The sequence below is a fragment of the Solwaraspora sp. WMMD1047 genome, assembly GCF_029626155.1.
Lineage (GTDB): Bacteria > Actinomycetota > Actinomycetes > Mycobacteriales > Micromonosporaceae > WMMD1047.
Map to the genome: position 1 here is coordinate 4,064,801 of NZ_JARUBL010000001.1, position 15,676 is coordinate 4,080,476.

16 protein-coding genes are annotated in these 15,676 nt (G+C 74.1%); 4 read left to right on the forward strand and 12 right to left on the reverse strand.

Annotation, left to right across the window (positions count from 1 at the left end):
• Positions 1–143: 143 nt before the first annotated feature.
• Together O7627_RS18475 and O7627_RS18480 are read right to left on the reverse strand one after the other, a co-directional pair.
• The gene (locus O7627_RS18475; protein WP_278098321.1) at positions 144–1,541 is read right to left on the reverse strand and encodes a HAMP domain-containing sensor histidine kinase; all 1,398 of its coding nucleotides are present in this window, start codon (positions 1,539–1,541) and stop codon (positions 144–146) included.
• 94 nt (positions 1,542–1,635) lie between these two features.
• Positions 1,636–2,379, reverse strand: coding sequence for a response regulator transcription factor (locus O7627_RS18480; protein WP_278094771.1), 744 nt, complete (start codon positions 2,377–2,379; stop codon positions 1,636–1,638).
• Between the two features lie 193 nt (positions 2,380–2,572).
• Here O7627_RS18480 and O7627_RS18485 point away from each other — a divergent pair, with 193 nt between their 5' ends.
• Positions 2,573–3,466, forward strand: a complete 894-nt coding sequence (locus O7627_RS18485; protein ID WP_278094772.1) for an SDR family oxidoreductase — start codon at positions 2,573–2,575, stop codon at positions 3,464–3,466.
• Between the two features lie 67 nt (positions 3,467–3,533).
• Positions 3,534–3,959 carry an OsmC family protein gene (locus tag O7627_RS18490; RefSeq protein WP_278094773.1) on the forward strand — a complete coding sequence of 142 codons (426 nt, stop codon included), beginning with the start codon at positions 3,534–3,536 and terminating at the stop codon, positions 3,957–3,959.
• Positions 3,960–4,013: 54 nt separating this feature from the next.
• Here the strand turns inward: O7627_RS18490 and O7627_RS18495 are convergent, their stop codons facing one another.
• A complete protein-coding gene (locus O7627_RS18495; RefSeq protein WP_278094774.1) occupies positions 4,014–5,222 on the reverse strand; it encodes a CapA family protein in 1,209 nt (402 codons plus the stop codon).
• A 336-nt stretch (positions 5,223–5,558) separates the two neighbouring features.
• Between O7627_RS18495 and O7627_RS18500 the strand changes: the two genes are divergently transcribed.
• Positions 5,559–6,422: a hypothetical protein gene (locus O7627_RS18500; protein ID WP_278094775.1), complete on the forward strand. Its 864-nt coding sequence runs from the start codon at positions 5,559–5,561 to the stop codon at positions 6,420–6,422.
• Positions 6,423–6,457: 35 nt separating this feature from the next.
• Here O7627_RS18500 and O7627_RS18505 read toward each other — a convergent pair whose 3' ends face one another.
• The 3 genes from O7627_RS18505 to O7627_RS18515 all read right to left on the reverse strand — a co-directional run bounded on the left by O7627_RS18505 (position 6,458) and on the right by O7627_RS18515 (position 7,975).
• The gene (locus O7627_RS18505) at positions 6,458–6,994 is read right to left on the reverse strand and encodes an ATPase (RefSeq protein ID WP_278094776.1); all 537 of its coding nucleotides are present in this window, start codon (positions 6,992–6,994) and stop codon (positions 6,458–6,460) included.
• A gap of 117 nt (positions 6,995–7,111) precedes the next feature.
• The gene (locus O7627_RS18510; RefSeq protein ID WP_278094777.1) at positions 7,112–7,558 is read right to left on the reverse strand and encodes a response regulator; all 447 of its coding nucleotides are present in this window, start codon (positions 7,556–7,558) and stop codon (positions 7,112–7,114) included.
• An 81-nt stretch (positions 7,559–7,639) separates the two neighbouring features.
• Positions 7,640–7,975 (reverse strand): STAS domain-containing protein, encoded by a 336-nt coding sequence (locus O7627_RS18515; protein ID WP_278094778.1) that lies wholly within the window; start codon positions 7,973–7,975, stop codon positions 7,640–7,642.
• Positions 7,976–8,147: 172 nt separating this feature from the next.
• On the opposite strand from O7627_RS18515, the gene O7627_RS18520 reads away from it, so the two are divergent.
• Positions 8,148–9,230 (forward strand): AI-2E family transporter, encoded by a 1,083-nt coding sequence (locus O7627_RS18520; RefSeq protein WP_278094779.1) that lies wholly within the window; start codon positions 8,148–8,150, stop codon positions 9,228–9,230.
• Positions 9,231–9,260: 30 nt separating this feature from the next.
• On the opposite strand, the gene O7627_RS18525 is transcribed toward O7627_RS18520, so the two are convergent.
• The 6 genes from O7627_RS18525 to O7627_RS18550 form a co-directional block, all read right to left on the reverse strand.
• On the reverse strand, positions 9,261–10,565 hold the full coding sequence (locus O7627_RS18525) for an FAD-dependent oxidoreductase (RefSeq protein WP_278094780.1): 1,305 nt from the start codon (positions 10,563–10,565) through the stop codon (positions 9,261–9,263).
• Positions 10,566–10,629: 64 nt separating this feature from the next.
• Entirely contained in the window at positions 10,630–10,893 is a 264-nt protein-coding gene (locus O7627_RS18530) for a DUF6510 family protein (protein WP_278098322.1), read from the reverse strand.
• Between the two features lie 103 nt (positions 10,894–10,996).
• Positions 10,997–11,782 (reverse strand): ferredoxin reductase, encoded by a 786-nt coding sequence (locus O7627_RS18535; protein WP_278094781.1) that lies wholly within the window; start codon positions 11,780–11,782, stop codon positions 10,997–10,999.
• Positions 11,752–12,351, reverse strand: a complete 600-nt coding sequence (locus O7627_RS18540; RefSeq protein ID WP_278094782.1) for a sulfite oxidase-like oxidoreductase — start codon at positions 12,349–12,351, stop codon at positions 11,752–11,754. Before O7627_RS18540 ends, O7627_RS18535 begins: the two co-directional genes overlap by 31 nt.
• Before the next feature lie 67 nt (positions 12,352–12,418).
• Positions 12,419–13,471, reverse strand: coding sequence for a TerC/Alx family metal homeostasis membrane protein (locus O7627_RS18545; protein WP_278094783.1), 1,053 nt, complete (start codon positions 13,469–13,471; stop codon positions 12,419–12,421).
• Between the two features lie 136 nt (positions 13,472–13,607).
• Entirely contained in the window at positions 13,608–15,608 is a 2,001-nt protein-coding gene (locus O7627_RS18550) for a glycosyltransferase (RefSeq protein ID WP_278094784.1), read from the reverse strand.
• Positions 15,609–15,676: the final 68 nt, after the last annotated feature.

The window sequence follows — 15,676 nt, forward strand, 5'->3', positions numbered from 1 at the left end:
ATCGCCGGACATTGCCGGGACAGCCGGGCTTCGCGTGCCGTTAACCCCACCGTACGCGGTGGACCGCTGCGCCGCACCGGCACGCGCGGACCACACCCACCCGAACCGTGCGATTACCAGACGTCCGGCTGACCCCCGGGCTCTCAGGTCGGCGGCAGCCGGACGGTGAACTCGGTCCGGCCGGGCCGGCTGGTCACCCCGACCGCGCCGCCGTGTGCCCGCACCACGGCGGCGACGATGGCCAGTCCGAGGCCGGTACTGCCCGCCGCCCGGGACCGGGAGGTGTCGCCCCGGGCGAACCGGTCGAACACCTCCGGCTGGTGGGCCTCGGGGATGCCCGGCCCGTCGTCGGTGACGGTGAGGACCGCCCCGCCGTCCGCGTCCGGGCGGAGTCGGGTCGTGACGGTGCTGCCGGGCGGGGTGTGGACCCGCGCGTTGGCGAGCAGGTTGCCGACCACCTGGTGCAGCCGCGCGGCATCGCCGGCGACCGTGACCGGCGCCTCGGGCAGCGTCAGCAGCCACCGGTGGTCCGGCCCGGCGGCGTGCGCGTCGCTCACCGCGTCCACCAGCAGGGCCGACAGATCCACCGGTCCGGTCGCCAGCGGCCGGCCGGAATCGAGCCGGGCCAGCAGCAGCAGGTCGTCGACGAGTGCGGTCATCCGGACGCTCTCCGACTCGACCCGGCGCAGCGCGTGCGCGATGTCGGGTGGCACCCGGTCGCGGCTGCGTCGGGTGACCTCGGCGTAACCGCGGATCGCGGCCAGCGGGGTCCGCAGTTCGTGGCTGGCATCGGCGACGAACTGGCGGACCCGGGTCTCGCTGGCCTGGCGGGCGGCCAACGCGGCGGCGACGTGGCCGAGCATCCGGTTGAGCGCCGCGCCGACCTGTCCCACCTCGGTGCGCTGGTCGGTGTCGGTGTCCGGTACCCGCTCCTTCAGGGCCACCTCGCCCCGGTCCAGCGGCAGTTCGGCGACCCGGCCGGCGGTGGCCGCGACCCGCCGCAGCGGCCGCAGGGCCGCCCGGACGATGAGCGCCCCGGCGCCGGCCGCGACGACCAGGCCGGCCCCGGCCACCGCGACCTGGACTGCGACCAACCACCAGACGGTCTGCCGCAACTCGGCCAGGGGCAGACCGGTCACCGCCACCGCGTCGCCGGCGACGGGCCGCGCGAGCAGCCGGTACTCCCCCAGTTCCCCGAGGTCGAGCGTGCGCGGCCGATCGTCGGCGGGCAGTTCGGTGAGCAGCGCCCGGGGCCGCTCGGGCAGCGTCACGTCGGTGCCGTCCGCGCCGAGGGTGACCGCCCAGCGCAGTTCGCCGGCCACCAGCAGCGCGGAGAGCGTGCCGGGCGGCTGGACCCGGCGGCCGGGGTTGGCCGGGCCGGGCGCGGCGGGTGGACCGGGCGGGCGGCCGCCCGCCGGCCGGTCCGCCAGCGCCGTCAGCTGCCGATCCACCTGGTCGAGCAGGAACTGCCGCAACGCCACCGTGGTGGCGACGGAGATGACCAGGCAGACGGCGGCGAGCAGCGCGATCACGGCGGCCACCAGTCGGGCCCGCAGCGACCAGCCGGCGAGGCCGCGGCGCGGCGCCCGCGGCAGGGCCGGCGGCGCCGCCGGGGGTGGGTCGGGCGGCGGCGCGTCAGTCGGTGGGCTTGAGGACATATCCGGCGCCACGCAACGTATGGATCATCGGCTGGTTGCCGGCGTCGATCTTCTTGCGCAGGTACGAGATGTAGAGCTCGACGACGTTGGCCTGACCGCCGAAGTCGTACTTCCACACCCGGTCCAGGATCTGGGCCTTGCTCAGCACCCGGCGGGGATTGCGCATCAGATAGCGCAGCAGCTCGAACTCGGTCGCGGTCAGCGAGATCACCCGGCCCGCCCGGCGTACCTCGTGGCTCTCCTCGTCCAGACTCAGGTCGCCGACCACCAGCACCGCGTCGGTCCGGGTGACCACCCCGACACCAGCCCGGCGCATCAGCGCGCGCAGCCGGGCCACCACCTCCTCCAGGCTGAAGGGCTTGGTCACGTAGTCGTCCCCGCCGACGGTCAGGCCGGCCACCCGGTCCTCGACGGAGTCGCGGGCGGTCAGGAACAGCACCGGTACGGTCGGCGCGTCGCCGCGGATGCGTCGTAGCACCTCCAGCCCGTCGAGGTCCGGCAGCATGATGTCGAGCACCACCGCGTCCGGCTGGAACTGCCGCACGGCCCGGACCGCCGCCGACCCGGTGGCCTCCGCCCGCACCTGCCAGCCCTCGTAGCGCAGCGCCATCGCCAGCAGGTCGGTGAGCATCGGCTCGTCGTCGACGACCAGCACCCGGACCGGCTCACCGTCCGGACGGCGCAGCTCGACCGGGGTACCGGATCGCCCGTTGCTCACCATGGCCTCCATCCTCGCCCGAGTCGCTGTGCCGGCGCACGGCGTTGCCTGTGGGTGAGCTGTGCGATGCTGGCTTTCTCCCAGCCGGCCCGAACACCGGGCCGGGCACACCTCGGCGGTGCTTCATGATCGAGCTCCTCGTGCGGTTGCGCCAACCGGACCGCACCGGCGCCGCGGCCGACCGGGCGGTCCGGCCGTGACCGGGCCGCTCGCCGGCCGGGTGGTGCTGGTCACCGGCGCCGCCCGGGGAATCGGCGCGCGGACCGCCCGGACCGCCGCCGCCCGGGGCGCCCGGGTGGCCCTGGTCGGGCTGGAGCCGGACCGGCTCGCCGCGCTCGCCGCCGAACTCGGCGACCGGCACGCCTGGTTCGAGGCAGACGTCACCGACCAGGCCGACCTCGTCCGGGCCACCGCCGGCACGGTGGCGGCCCTCGGCGGCATCGACGCGGTGGTGGCCAACGCCGGCGTGGCGAACCGGGGCACGGTCGCGGCCGGCGACGTCGAAGCGTCGGTCCGGACCATCGAGGTCAATCTGATCGGCGTGCTGCGCACCGTCGCCGCCACCGTCGGGCACGTCATCGAGCGCCGGGGCTACCTGCTGCTGGTCTCGTCGGCCGCCGCGTACGCCGGGGTGCCGGGGCTGGCCGCGTACTGCGCCGCCAAGGCCGGGGTCGAGCAGCTCGGCAACGCCCTCCGGCTGGAGCTGGCCCACCACGGCGTACGGGTCGGTACCGCCCATCCGGCCTGGGTCGACACCGATCTGGTCCGGGACGCCAAGGAGGACCTGCCGTCGTTCCGGCTCGCCCTGGACCGGCTGCCCTGGCCGGTCGGCTCCACCACCTCGGTCGAGGCCTGCGCCGACGCCCTGGTCCGCGGCATCGAACGGCGCCGGCGGCGGATCTACGTGCCCCGCGCGGTGGGGCTGCTGCAGGCCACCCGGACCGTCGCCGGCAGCCCGCCGGCCGAATGGCTGCTGAGCCGGGGTGCCCGCCGGTCGGTGCCCGAACTGGAGGCGCAGGTCCGTTCGCTCGGCCGGGCCTTCGGTCGGCACACCGCGCCGGGGTCCGACCGGACACCGCCGGACGCCTGACCGGCTGCCGGGCGGGTTTCGTGCCGCGCGGGCCGGGTAGCCGGGCCGGGAGCGACGGGGGTACGCCATGCCGGATTCGGACGTCTGGGTGCACGAGGCGAGCGCGACCGCGGAGGGCGGCCACCTGCGTACCGACGACGGGGAACTCTCCACCGCGTTGGCCTCACCACTGGCACCGGACTGCAAGGGGCTGACCCCGGAGCAGTTGCTGGCCGCCGCGTTCGCCTCCTGCCTGCACCACGCGGCGGTGGAGGCGGCGACCGACATCACCGACGAGTCCCACACGGTCGAGGTCCGGGCGATGGCCCGGCTGGCCCGGGACGACTCCGGCCGCTACCACGCGGATGTCCGGGCCAGCATCTCCTCGGTCGGGCTGACCCGGGCCCAGCTCACCGACCTGGTGGAGTCCGCCGACCACCTCTGGCCGTTCTCCAGCGACGGCGGCGGCCGGCACACCCTCACCGTGGTCCCGGCCGACTCCCGGGACCGCTGACCCGACCCGGCCGGCCGGGCGCCCACCGACGGGTGCCGGCGGCCCGTCGGCAGGTCAGACCGGCTCGATGGCCGGGGAGCCGGCCCCGGGCCGGACGATCCGCAGCCCCTGGTCCAGCGCGCCGAGCAGGTCCAGGTAACCGATGATCCGGTGCCGGATGCGGGTGTAGTCGGCCCGCCGGGCGCCGGACACCCGCCGGTCGGCGAGCGCGCTGGTCAGGTCGACCAGGCGGGCGGCCGGGTAGTACTCCATCCAGGTGGGCGTGACCTCCACCTGGGCCACCCGCCACCGGGTCGGCGAGGTCCGGACGAAGGTGAACTCCGGGACCACGGCGTCCTGGGTGTTCTCCGGGGAGCCGTCCGGGAAACGGGTGATCAGGTTGCCGATCCCGTACGCCACCCACTTCTGGCCGATCTTCTCGAACGGCTGCACCACGTGCACGTGGTGTCCCACGATCAGGTCGAGGTCGGGTGCGGCGAGCAGTTCCCGGGCCAGCGCGAGCTGCCCGTCGTCCGGGGCGTTCTGGTACTCGGTCCCCCACTGCACCGACAGGACCACGATCTGGGCGCCCAGCTTTCGGGCTCGGCGCGCCTCGTCGAGGATGGCGTCCCGATCGATCAGGTTGGCCACCCAGGGCCGGCCGGGCGGCCGGGGAATCCCGTTGAGGCTGAAGGTGTAGGACAGGTGCGCCACCGGGACGCCGGAGACGTCGATGATGGTCGGGCGGGCGGCCTCCGCCGGGGTGCGGGCGGTGCCGGCGTGTCGCAGCCCGACCCGGTCCAGGTTGTCCAGGGTACGCGTGACGCCCGCCAGGCCGGTGTCCAGCGAGTGGTTCGACGCGGTCGAGCAGGTGTCGAAGCCGGCCCAGGCGGCCGCGTCGGCCAGCTGGTGCGGAACGCTGAACAGCGGGAACCCGGTGAACGGGCCGGTCGGCTCGGCGAGCGGTGTCTCCAGGTGGCAGATCGCCAGGTCGGCCCGGCTGGCCACCGGACGGACCGCCGCGAGCACCCGGGTGAAGTCGTGGCCGGGTACCCCGGCGGCCCGCGCGTCGGCCGCGGCCTGGTCGGTGAGCGGCGGATGTACCAGCAGGTCACCGGCGGCCACGATGGTGATCCGGTCCGGCGGTGCGGTGGCGGCGGGCGCGGCCACCGGCTCGGGCGCCCCGGTCGGGACACCGGACGCCGGGTCGTCGGCGGCGGGCCGGGCGCAGGAGGCGGTGGCGAGCGCGCCGACGACGAGCAGCGAACCGAGCAATCTCCTCATTTCCCCAAGATAGGTATTAACCGCCGATATCCACGCTATTTACCCATATCACGCTACCAGCATCGGCACTTCCGGCGTGCCGCTGGCACCGAAAGGTGCCACCGCCAGCCCTCCGTTCGGTGGATCGGGGGACATGCCGCTCCCGACCGATCGCGGGTGGTCCGGATTGGGAGCCGCAGCGGTCGTCACGCCGACAAAGTAGGCATGTCGGTCTTGTTCGGTCCACACCCGCCGCTGACCCGCTGTTACGGACTGCCCACCTGAGCTGGGAAAACTGTGATGCACGCCACCGATCGACGCGGTCGCGCACGCAGTGTTCCCGCCTAACCTCGGCGGGTGCATCGCAGGTACCAACCACAACACCTCACCGCCGCAGCCAAGCCCGCTGACCGAACGGGTGAGCCCGGGTCCGCCGACCGGCCCGCCGGCCGGCATCGCGCGGCTCGCCTGACCGGCCGACCCCGGTTCGCGACGCTGCTCACCTCGCCGCCCGCCCGGCTCACGGTCGCCGCCGGCCTCACCTGCTGCCTGGGCATCGCCGCGGCGAGCGCCGCGACCCGGCCGGATCGCCCGGCGGCGCCGCCGACCGCCGCGCCGAGCGCCGTGCTCGACCGGGCCGCCGCCGCGGAGCAGGCCGCCTCGCGCGCCCACGAGCGGGCGGCGATGGCCCGGACCGCCCCGAGCCCGTCGGCCAGCCCGACCCCCGCCGCGTCGCCGAGCACCGAACCGCCGAAGCCGAGCCCCGAGCCCACCCGACCGGCCCGGCCGGACCCGGTGGCCGGCCTGACCCGAAACCAGATGGACAACGCCGCGACGATCGTTCAGGTCGGTCGGGAGATGGACATCCCGCGGCGCGGTCTCATCGTCGCGATCGCCACCGCGATGCAGGAGAGCAACCTCTACAACCTGGCCAGCGGCGCGCTCCCCGAATCGCAGAACCTGCCCAATCAGGGCACCGGTTGGGATCACGACTCGGTCGGGCTCTTCCAGCAACGGCCGAGTACCGGTTGGGGCACGGTCGCCGACCTGATGCGGCCGGCGTACGCGGCCCGGCAGTTCTTCGAGGCCCTGCTGCAGATCCCCAACTGGCAGGGGCTCAGCATCAGCGTCGCCGCCCAGTCGGTGCAGATCTCCGCCTTCCCCGACGCGTACGCGCAGCACGAGGGGCGGGCCACCACCATCGTCGACGCGTTGCTCTGACCGTCGACGGCCCGGACCACCCCCCGCGGCGACGGTCAGACCTGCGCGGTGCTGCGGTCCGGGACCCAGGAGGGGTCCGGCTGCGGTTGCCCCGGCGCGGCCCCCGCCGGCCCGTCCTCGGCCGGCGCCTGGTCCGCCGGGACGGTCACCACCTGGACGGTACGCAGGATCTCGTCCACCTGGTGCGCCCGCATCCGCCGGGCGTGCAGGGCTGCCTCGAAGTCCCGCCGGGCCTGCATCGCCTCGGCGTACACCCGGTCGCGCAGCTGTCGGGCCTCCTCCCGGGCGGCGGTCAGTTCGGCCCGGGCCCGCAGCAGGATGCCGGCGGCCTCCTCCTCCGCCGAGGCGATCAACCGCTGCATCCGGTGCGACGGCAGGTGACTGTCGGAGCGGGCGTCGGCGAGGAAGTCGCGCAGCTGGGCCGCCGCCACCCGGACGCCGGCCAGTTCCTCGTTGGTCCCCGCGGCAACGTCCGCCTGCGCCACCATCCGGGCCAGCCGCTCCGCCAGATCGGCCAGGCACGAATCGACCTGGCCCCGGTCATACCCCATCTCGACGACGGAAAACTCCATGCTCTTGCCCCCCAGGCAGCCGGAATCCCTACCCCTGAATCGTCGCCAGCGCAGCCGCCCGGCGCGGGGGTTTGGGAAAAATATTCGTAATCTGCGGGGGCGTGTGGCGAGCCGGCGTCAGCGGCGTTTGGGCAGCACCACGATCCGACCGAAGAACTCGTCGATCCGCCGTACGACGTCGTTGAACTCGTCCAGGCCGATCGGCTTGGTCACGTACGCGTTCGCCTGCAGCGTGTAGCTGCTGATGATGTCGGTGTCGGCGTTCGAGGTGGTCAGCACGACGATCGGGATGGTCCGCAGGTCCTCGTCGCTCTTGACCTCGCTGAGCACCTGCCGGCCATCCATCCGGGGCATGTTGAGATCGAGCAGGATGACGTCCGGGCGGGCGGCGCCGACGTGCCGGCCCTCGCCCCGCAGGAACTCCATCGCCTCCTGGCCGTCACCGACCACGTCGATCGCCTTGTCGACGTCGGAGCCCTCCAGCGCCTCCTCGATCATCAGGACATCGCCGGGGTCGTCGTCGACGACCAGGATACGTACCGGGCTCGACGGGTCAGTGCCCATGACTACCTGCCTCGGGTCGGCGGATGGAAGCGCGACCGGCAACAAGTGCACCGGCCTCGCGGCGGGGGAAATGTAGCCCAGTCAGCGGTCCCGACCCGCGCCGGGGTCGTCGTGTCGCAGCACCTCGGCCAGCCCGCTGATCCGCAGTACGCGCTCCACCCGGCCGGCGGCCCCGGTCAACCGCAACCAGCCACCGGCGGCGGTCGCAAGGTTGTCGCCCCGGACGAAAGCGGCCATCCCCATCGAGTCGCAGAATCCGAGTTCACCGAGATCGACCAGGAGTCGGGGCCGACCGTCGTCGATCAGCCGGTCGACCACGGCGTTGAACTGCGGCGCGCTGCTCATGTCGAGCTCGCCCCGCAGCTCCAGCCGCACGACGTCGGCCCGCTCCACGGGCGTGACGGTGAACGTCGTCAAGGCAGACCCTCTCGGTTCCGGGCACGCGTCGGATAGTTGCAGCTGAGCAATTATAGACGCGGCCCTGTCGAACGGCTCGGGCGTGCGGGTGGGCAGCGACCGCCGGAGACCGGGCGCGGCGGCCGGTCTCCGGCATCAGGTTTTCCGGCATTCCGGCCGGGTAGCCCGTTCGGTGACCAACGGCGATGACCGGGCAACCGCGCGCCGCGCGGCGGTCGTCATCGGAGTACTGCTGGCCACCGCCGCGGGTCTGTTCCTGATCTACGCCACCCGCCGGGTGCTGAGCTGGATCGGCATCGCGGCCTTCTTCGCGGTGGCGCTGCACCCGGCGGTGAACTGGGCGCAACGCCGGCTGGCCCGGCCCCGCTGGCTCGCCACCCTACTGGTCTTCCTGGCCGCGCTCGGCCTCCTCGCCGCACTCACCGCGCTGATCCTGGTGCCGCTCGCCGACGAGATGGGCCGGCTGGTCGAGCAGTTCCCCCGGTTGATGCGCGACGCCGCGCAGGGGCGGGGGCCGATCGGCGAGGCGTTGGAACGGTTCCACCTGCGCCGCTACGTCGAGTCGCAGCAGGCCCAGATCGAGAGCTACGGCACCCGGGTCCGCGAGCCCAGCGCCGGGTTGCTCCGGGGCGCGCTCACCACCGCTGCCGGGGTGGTGACCATCAGCGTCCTGGCGTACCTGATGGTGTTGCAGGCGCCGCGCCTGGCCGCCGGCACCCTCGGTCTGGTGCCGGCCCGGCACCGCGGGCGGCTACGCGTGGTGGGCCGCGACTGCGCCCGCACCATCACCGGCTATCTCAGCGGCAACCTGCTGATCAGCGTCATCTGCGGTGCTCTGACCTTCGTGGTGCTGGCATTGCTGGGAGTTCCGTACGCCGGGGTGCTGGCCCTGCTGGTGGCGATCGCCGATCTCGTGCCGCTGGTCGGCGCGACCGTCGGCGCGGCGATCGCCGCCGGCGCCGGCTTCGTCCACTCACCCCGCGCCGGCATCGTGATCCTGATCTTCTGCGTCGTCTACCAGCAGGTCGAGAACCACGTCCTGCAGCCGCTGATCTTCTCCCGGATCGTCCGGCTCAACCCGTTGACCGTCCTGGTCAGTGTCCTGCTCGGCGCCGACCTGGCCGGCATCGCCGGCGCGCTGCTCGCGATCCCGGCGGTCGGCATCATCCAGGTGATCCTGCGCGACCTGCGCGCACACCGCACCACCGCCGGCCGGCCGCCCGCCGGGCCGGACCCGCCGCCGGCACCGGGCTGAGGCGGTCCGCCGACGACCGGGCGCGGGGTGTCAGCTCAGTGCGCCGACCGGCACCTCCGGTGCCTCGTTCTCCAACGGCACCGCCCGGGCCGGCACCAGGCCGAGCTGGACGGCCTGCCGGGACTGGGTCGCGTCGAGGGCCCAGTCGGCGGCCACCCGGGCCCGGTTGCCCGGCATCACCAGCAGGTGGTAGCCGCGGGTCACCGCCTTGGCCGGCAGCCCCGACAGAGCCACCCCGAACGGGTTGGCGGCCGCGTCGATGCCGCCGAGGTCCACGACGAAGCCGAGGTTGGGATGCCGGTAGGCACGCCGGCGACCGTGTCCGAACGAGGCGGCCACGTTGTGGGCGGCGAGTCTGCCCTGCCGCTGGGCGTGCTGGGCGGTCATGCCGGTCAGCTGCCCGGGATGCAGCAGATCCGGTACGGCGGCCGCGTCGCCGCAGGCGAAGACCTCCGGGAAGCCCGGTACGCCGAGGAACTCGTCGACCACCAGCCGGCCCCGCTCGGTGGGCAGACCCAGGCCGGCGACAAGTGGATCGGGCCGCACCCCGACGCACCAGACCAACGACCGGGTGGCGACGAAGTCGCCGTCGGTGAGCCGTACCCCGGCCGCCACCGCCTCCCGGACCGAGCAGCCCATCCGCACGTCGACCCCGCGCCGGCGCAGCACCTCGTCGGCCGTCTCGGACATCCGCCGGTCCAGCTCCGGCAGTACCCGGCCGGCCACGTCGAGCAGCAACCAGCGGGGGCGGATCGGCAGCCGTGGGTGCTGGCGGGCCAACTGGTCGGTGAAGAGCTGGCCGAGGGCGGCCACCTCGGTTCCGGTGTAGCCGGCACCCACCACCACGAAGGTGCTGTGCGCCCACTGCTCCCGCGGGTCGTCGGCGGCCTCGGCCAGCTCGATCTGGCGTACCACGTGGTCGTGCAGGTAGACGGCCTCGGGCAGGCCCCGGAAACCGTGCGCGTGCTTGGTCAGCCCGGGAATGGGGAGCAGCTTGTTGACGCTGCCGACCGCCAGCACCAGCCGGTCGTAGTCCAGCCGCGCCGGCTGGCCCTCGGCGGCGGTGTAGTCGACCCGGCGGGCGCGCAGGTCCACCCCGGTCGCGGCGCCGATCACCACCCGGACCCCGGACAGCGTTCCGGCGAGCGGGATGGTGACCCGGGTCGGTCCGATCACACCGGCCGCCACCTCCGGCAGCAGCGGGACGTAGAGGAAGTAGTCGGTCGGATTGAGCAGGACGATCTCCGCCCGGCCCCGGGCGATCCGGGCCAGCTTCTTCGCCGCGTGGTAGCCGGCGAAGCCAGCCCCCACGATCACCACGCGTGGTTTCGCCATGCCGGTGCCGTTCCCGCCGAAGCGCCCGGCAAACCCGGTCGGACCGGGCCGCGGTCCGGCCCGGTCAGGCCGCTCCGGTCGGGGGCGGGTCGAACGGCATCGGCAGCCGCAGGAAGGTGGCGCCGCGCAGGTCCAGCCAGGCGCTGGTCGGCGTCCGGACCAGCCGCAGCACGACGTGCTCGCAGCCGGGGCAGCGGGCCACCAGTCCGGGCGCGTGCGGATAGACCCGCAGGGCGGCGAACGGGCCGGTGAGCCCGCAGCTCGCGCAGCGTCCGACGGCGGCGGAGACATCCATCGCGAAGATCTCCCGCAGCGGCCCGGCGAGCATGTTCCCGTCGACGTACTCGGCGGCCACCCGACCGGCGCCGGCCGGATCGGCGGCGAGACGATCCGCGACGGCGCTCGCGATGGTGTGGTCCTGGTCGGTCATCTCAGCCTCCGGTGGGTCCGAACCGCTCGGTGCGTACCCGGCGGGGGTCGTGACCGAGCGCGGTCAGGATGTCGGCGACCGACTCGACGAAGCCGGTCGGCCCGCAGACGAAACAGGCGGGTTCCAGCTCCGGCGGCCAGCCGTTGCTGTTGACGTCGGCGACCCCGACCCGGTGCGGCTCGCCCGGCCACCCCGGCGGGGCCTGCCGGGTGTAGACGTACGTCACGTCCAGGCCCAGGTCGTCCCGGACCCGGCGGCGCAGCTCGTCGGCGTAGTAGACATCCCGCCCGGTGCGGACCGAGTAGATCAGCCGGAACGGCACCCGGCTGCCGGCGGCCCGCCGGGCCCGCAGCATCGCCATCAGCGGCACGATGCCCGAGCCGCCGGCGGCCAGCAGCACCGGGGCCGGCTCCGTCGGCCGCCAGACGAACCAGCCGCCGAGCGGACCGCGGACCTCGACCTGGTCGCCGACCGCGAAGACGTCGCAGAGGTAGCCGGACACCTCGCCGTCCGGCACCCGCTGCACGGTCACCTCGATCCGGTCCCCGTCGGCCGGGCCGGCGATCGAGTACGACCGCTCGGCCCGGTAGCCGTCCTCGGCGGTCAACCGGATGTCGACGTGCTGGCCGGCCAGGTGTCCCGGCCAGCCGGGCACCGACAGGACCAGGGTCTGCGCGGTGGGCGTCTCGGCGCGCCGGTCCACGAGCCGGGCGACCCGCCAGCCGGCCCGCTTCGGCGGGCCACCGCCGGTACCCGTCAGTCCCCCTGATACCGCTGCTCGCGCCATGGGTCTCCGTAGTCGTGGTAGCCGGCGGTCTCCCAGAACCCGGGCTCGTCGGTGAGCATCAGCCGGATGCCCCGCACCCACTTGGCCGACTTCCAGAAGTACAGGTGCGGCACCAGCAGCCGGGCCGGGCCGCCGTGCTCGGGAGCCAGCTCGGCACCCTCGAAGCGGTGCGCCACCCAGGCCTGACCGTCGCGCAGGTCGTCCAGCGGCAGGTTGGTGGTGTAACCGCCGTACGAGTGGACCAGCGCGTAGTCGGCCGCGGTGTCCACGTCGGCCAGCAGCGTGTCCAGCGACACCCCCTGCCAGGTGGTGTCCCGCTTGGACCACCGGGTCACGCAGTGGATGTCCACCGTCGGCGTCTCGACCGGCAGATCCATCAGGTCGGGCCAGGTCCACCGGTGTTCCTCACCGGTCTCGGTGGTGATCACGAACTCCCAGCTGTCGGTCGGCACCCGCGGGGTGGGGCCGGCCGACAGCACCGGGAAGTCCTCGGTCAGATACTGGCCCGGCGGTAGCGTCTCCGCGGTTGACCGGCGTCTGCCCTGGAAGCCCGGCGACACGATGCCCATCGGTTAGTCGTACCACCGCGGGCCGGCCGTCGACCAGGATTCCCGCCAGGAGCCCGCCGGAGCGCCGTCAGTCGCCGGCGACGGAGCGGGCCGGGCCGGGTGGGCCGGTCGGTGTGTCGGTCGGTGGCCGGGTGACCCGCAGGCTGGTCACGGTGACCACCGCGAGGATTCCCACGATCGCCCCGAGCGAGGCCAGGGTGGGGATCTCGGGGACCGAGGGCCAGATCCCGTGCGCCCAGTGCAGGGCCAGCTTGACCCCGATCAGGCCGAGGATGGCCGCCAGGCCGTAGCTGAGGTGTACCAGCCGCGACAGCGCGGCGTGCAGCACGAAGTAGAGCGCCCGGAGGCCGAGCAGGGCGAAGGCGTTCGTCACGAAGACCAGGTACGGGTCCTCGGTGATCCCGAAGACCGCCGGCACCGAGTCGATGGCGAAGACCACGTCGGTGGCGAGCACCGCGACCACCACCAGCGCCAGCGGGGTCAGCGCCCGCCGACCGTCCTGCCGGATGGTCAGGGCGGTGCCGTGGTATCTGTCGACCACCGGCATGAACCGGCGCAGCAGCCGGACCGAGCGCATCGAGCTGACGTCGATCTGCTTCTCGTGCCCGGTGACCGCGTCCCGGAGCAGCTTCACCGCCGTGACGATCAGGATGGCGGCGAAGATCAGGAACGCGAAGTCGATGGTCTGCAGCGCGGCGGCGCCGAGCGCGATGAAGATGGCCCGCAGCACCAGCGCCCCGGTGATCCCGAACAGCAGCACCCGCTGGGCCAGTTCGGTCGGCACCGCGAACGCGGCGAGCAGCAGCATGAAGACGAAGAGGTTGTCCACCGACAGGGACTTCTCCACCAGGTAGCCGGTGAGGTAGTCCAGGCCGTGGCCGGAGCCGAAGCGGAGCCAGACGAAGACCGCGAACGCCAGCGGCAGTGCGATGTAGAAGGCCGACCAGCCGAGCGCCTCCCGGATGGAGACCTCGTGCGGGCGCCGGGTGACCAGGAAGTCCAGGACCAGCAGCGCGAGCACACCGAAGATCGTGACCAGCCACAGGGTCGGTGAGCCGACCGTCGACACCTCGGCGGCGGTCACCGCGCCCGGCGCGGCAGAGATCGACATTCCGGTCATGGAGCCTCCTCGAACACGGTGCCATGTTCGAGGTCTCCTTCACCCGCTTTCGCGGACAACCACCCGGGGCTGCCGCCAGTGGGCAGCCGTGATGACCGGCATGATTCGTGGGAAGTACTCCCCTCGGCGTCCCAGGTTAGGCCACCGGACCCGGGCCGACAACGGCGGGTAGCCCGCCCACCGCCGAACCGTCGGGACCGTCCGGTGCGGCCGGCCCGACCGGCGGCGGCCAGGGCTCGCCGTACGCGTCGGGCGGGATTCCCGGCCACCGCGCGTACGCCGTCTCCAGGAAGTACTGCTGACCCGGGTCCCAGGTGTGCCCGGACTCGCGACGGTGGTAGATGTAGCCGAGCGGGTGGGTGCGGAAGATCACCGCACCGGCCCGGCGCAGCCGGTCGATCACGCCGTGGTCGACCGATCGGGGCACCGGCCGCCAGCCGCCGACCGCCTCCAGGTCACCCTTGGCCAGCAGCATGGTGCCGCCGGCGACCAGGTCCCCGTCCGCCTCCGGCACCCCGGACGGACGGCGGACGGTGGCGCCGAGGGTCTCCAGGTGGACGAACTCGCTGCCCTTGCCGACCAGCGTCGCGCCGGAGTAGTGCCGGGCCAGTACCAGGTCCCACACGTGCTCGGTGGCGTAGCTGTCGTCGTCGTCGAACTTGGTCACCAGAGTGCCGCGGCAGCGGCGGGTCGCCGCACCCAGCGCGACGCCGAAGCTGGCGGTCGCCGGCACCCGGACGATCTCCACCGGACGGTCGGCGGCCGCCAGCGTGGCCCGTACCCCGGCCGGCAGCTCGATACCGTGCAGGCAGAGCACGAGCTCCAGTTCCGGGTACGTCTGGGCCAGGATCGCGCCGACGGCGGAGGCGAGCATCTCCGGCCGTCGGGTGGCCAGCACCGCGCTGACCGTCGGCGGTCGGGCCAGTTCCGGGAAGGTCCCGGCCGTGGCCCGGGGCAGCGCGAACGCGGTGCCGTGCCCACGCAGCGCCGCCCGGCGCTGACGCACGCTGCGCGCCTCCAGCGCGAGCCCACCGCCGACCGGCGGCGCGAGTGCGAACAACTCCCGCAGCTCCGGTGCGATCAGGTCGGCGACCTGCGCCGGCAGTTCGGGTACGGCGAGCACGGCGCCGGTCATCGCCACCTGCACCAGCAGCGCCGCGACACCGGCCGGGTCGGTCCGGGGTACGGCCGGGACCTCGACCACTCCGACCCCGCGCAGCGTGGCCAGGGCGGCGGCGTCCAGGCCAGGCCCGTCCAGCGACCCCCGGACCGGACCGGCCCCGACCAGCCGGGCCAGCCGGGGGGCCCGGCCGGTCGGGTCGAACTCCAGCCGGGCCGGGGAGTTGTCCGGCCGGTAGGCGGCGGCCCGCCGACCGCGCGGGTTGATCCGGCGGGCGTCGACCAGGACCGCCGGCCGCGGCAGCACCAGCGCGTGTCGGCCGGCGCGAAAACCGACCGCGTACCGGGAATCCACGTCGCCGGTTCCGCCGTCGCCGTGCGTGCCGGCGCCACCGGCGGCGGACCGCGGGCGGTCGTCATCGGCGGCGAGGCGCTGGTCAGCGGCGGACAGCACCACGTCGTGGGCGCGGATGTCCGGGCTGTCCGGCAGCTCACCGAGGATCACCGAGCTACCCGGCTCGGCAGGCAGGTAGGCCGGCAGCACGTCCTGGGCGGTCCACGCCGCGCTGGCCGGCCCCGGCAGCGGCCGGCCGGGACCGAACGCCGGCAGGACGGCCCGGACGATCTCGCGCAGCGCGGTCGGTCGGGCGAGCCGGACCTTCGCGGTCGCCGGGCCGCGCGGCAGCCTCGGTCGGGAGACCCGGTGCCCGAGCATCCCGGGCAGCGGGTCGACCACGCCGCACCAGCCGCGGCGGGACGGGCGCCACCAGGCCACCACGATCAGCGCCGAGCGGAGCGGAATCAGCCCGGCCGGGGCCGCCGCGAGGTCGCGCAGCCGGTCCACCGAGCCCGCGAGCACCAGCGCCCGGCGGATGCCGGGCACCCGCAGCACGCGCAGTCCGACGATCCGGCCGAGCCGCTCGCTGTGGGCCGGTGACGGTGTACCGGTGAGTCGCCAACTCCCCGGCCGTCGCCGCCGCTCGGTGCTGCCCGGCGCCGGCCCGGCGTCCCTCCCCACGTCCCAACCACCCTCCCGGCCGCCGCCCCGCCCGGGGTGGCCGACCATGGTGTCCGTGCTGCCTGATT

Bases quoted from the DNA above. Each gene is read 5' to 3' on its own strand.
- O7627_RS18480 (WP_278094771.1), bottom strand. From the start codon at position 2,379: ATGGTGAGCAACGGGCGATCCGGTACCCCGGTCGAGCTGCGCCGTCCG.
- O7627_RS18490 (WP_278094773.1), top strand. From the start codon at position 3,534: ATGCCGGATTCGGACGTCTGGGTGCACGAGGCGAGCGCGACCGCGGAG.
- O7627_RS18495 (WP_278094774.1), bottom strand. From the start codon at position 5,222: ATGAGGAGATTGCTCGGTTCGCTGCTCGTCGTCGGCGCGCTCGCCACC.
- O7627_RS18505 (WP_278094776.1), bottom strand. From the start codon at position 6,994: ATGGAGTTTTCCGTCGTCGAGATGGGGTATGACCGGGGCCAGGTCGAT.
- O7627_RS18510 (WP_278094777.1), bottom strand. From the start codon at position 7,558: ATGGGCACTGACCCGTCGAGCCCGGTACGTATCCTGGTCGTCGACGAC.
- O7627_RS18525 (WP_278094780.1), bottom strand. From the start codon at position 10,565: ATGGCGAAACCACGCGTGGTGATCGTGGGGGCTGGCTTCGCCGGCTAC.
- O7627_RS18530 (WP_278098322.1), bottom strand. From the start codon at position 10,893: ATGCTCGCCGGGCCGCTGCGGGAGATCTTCGCGATGGATGTCTCCGCC.
- O7627_RS18535 (WP_278094781.1), bottom strand. From the start codon at position 11,782: ATGGCGCGAGCAGCGGTATCAGGGGGACTGACGGGTACCGGCGGTGGC.
- O7627_RS18540 (WP_278094782.1), bottom strand. From the start codon at position 12,351: ATGGGCATCGTGTCGCCGGGCTTCCAGGGCAGACGCCGGTCAACCGCG.
- O7627_RS18545 (WP_278094783.1), bottom strand. From the start codon at position 13,471: ATGACCGGAATGTCGATCTCTGCCGCGCCGGGCGCGGTGACCGCCGCC.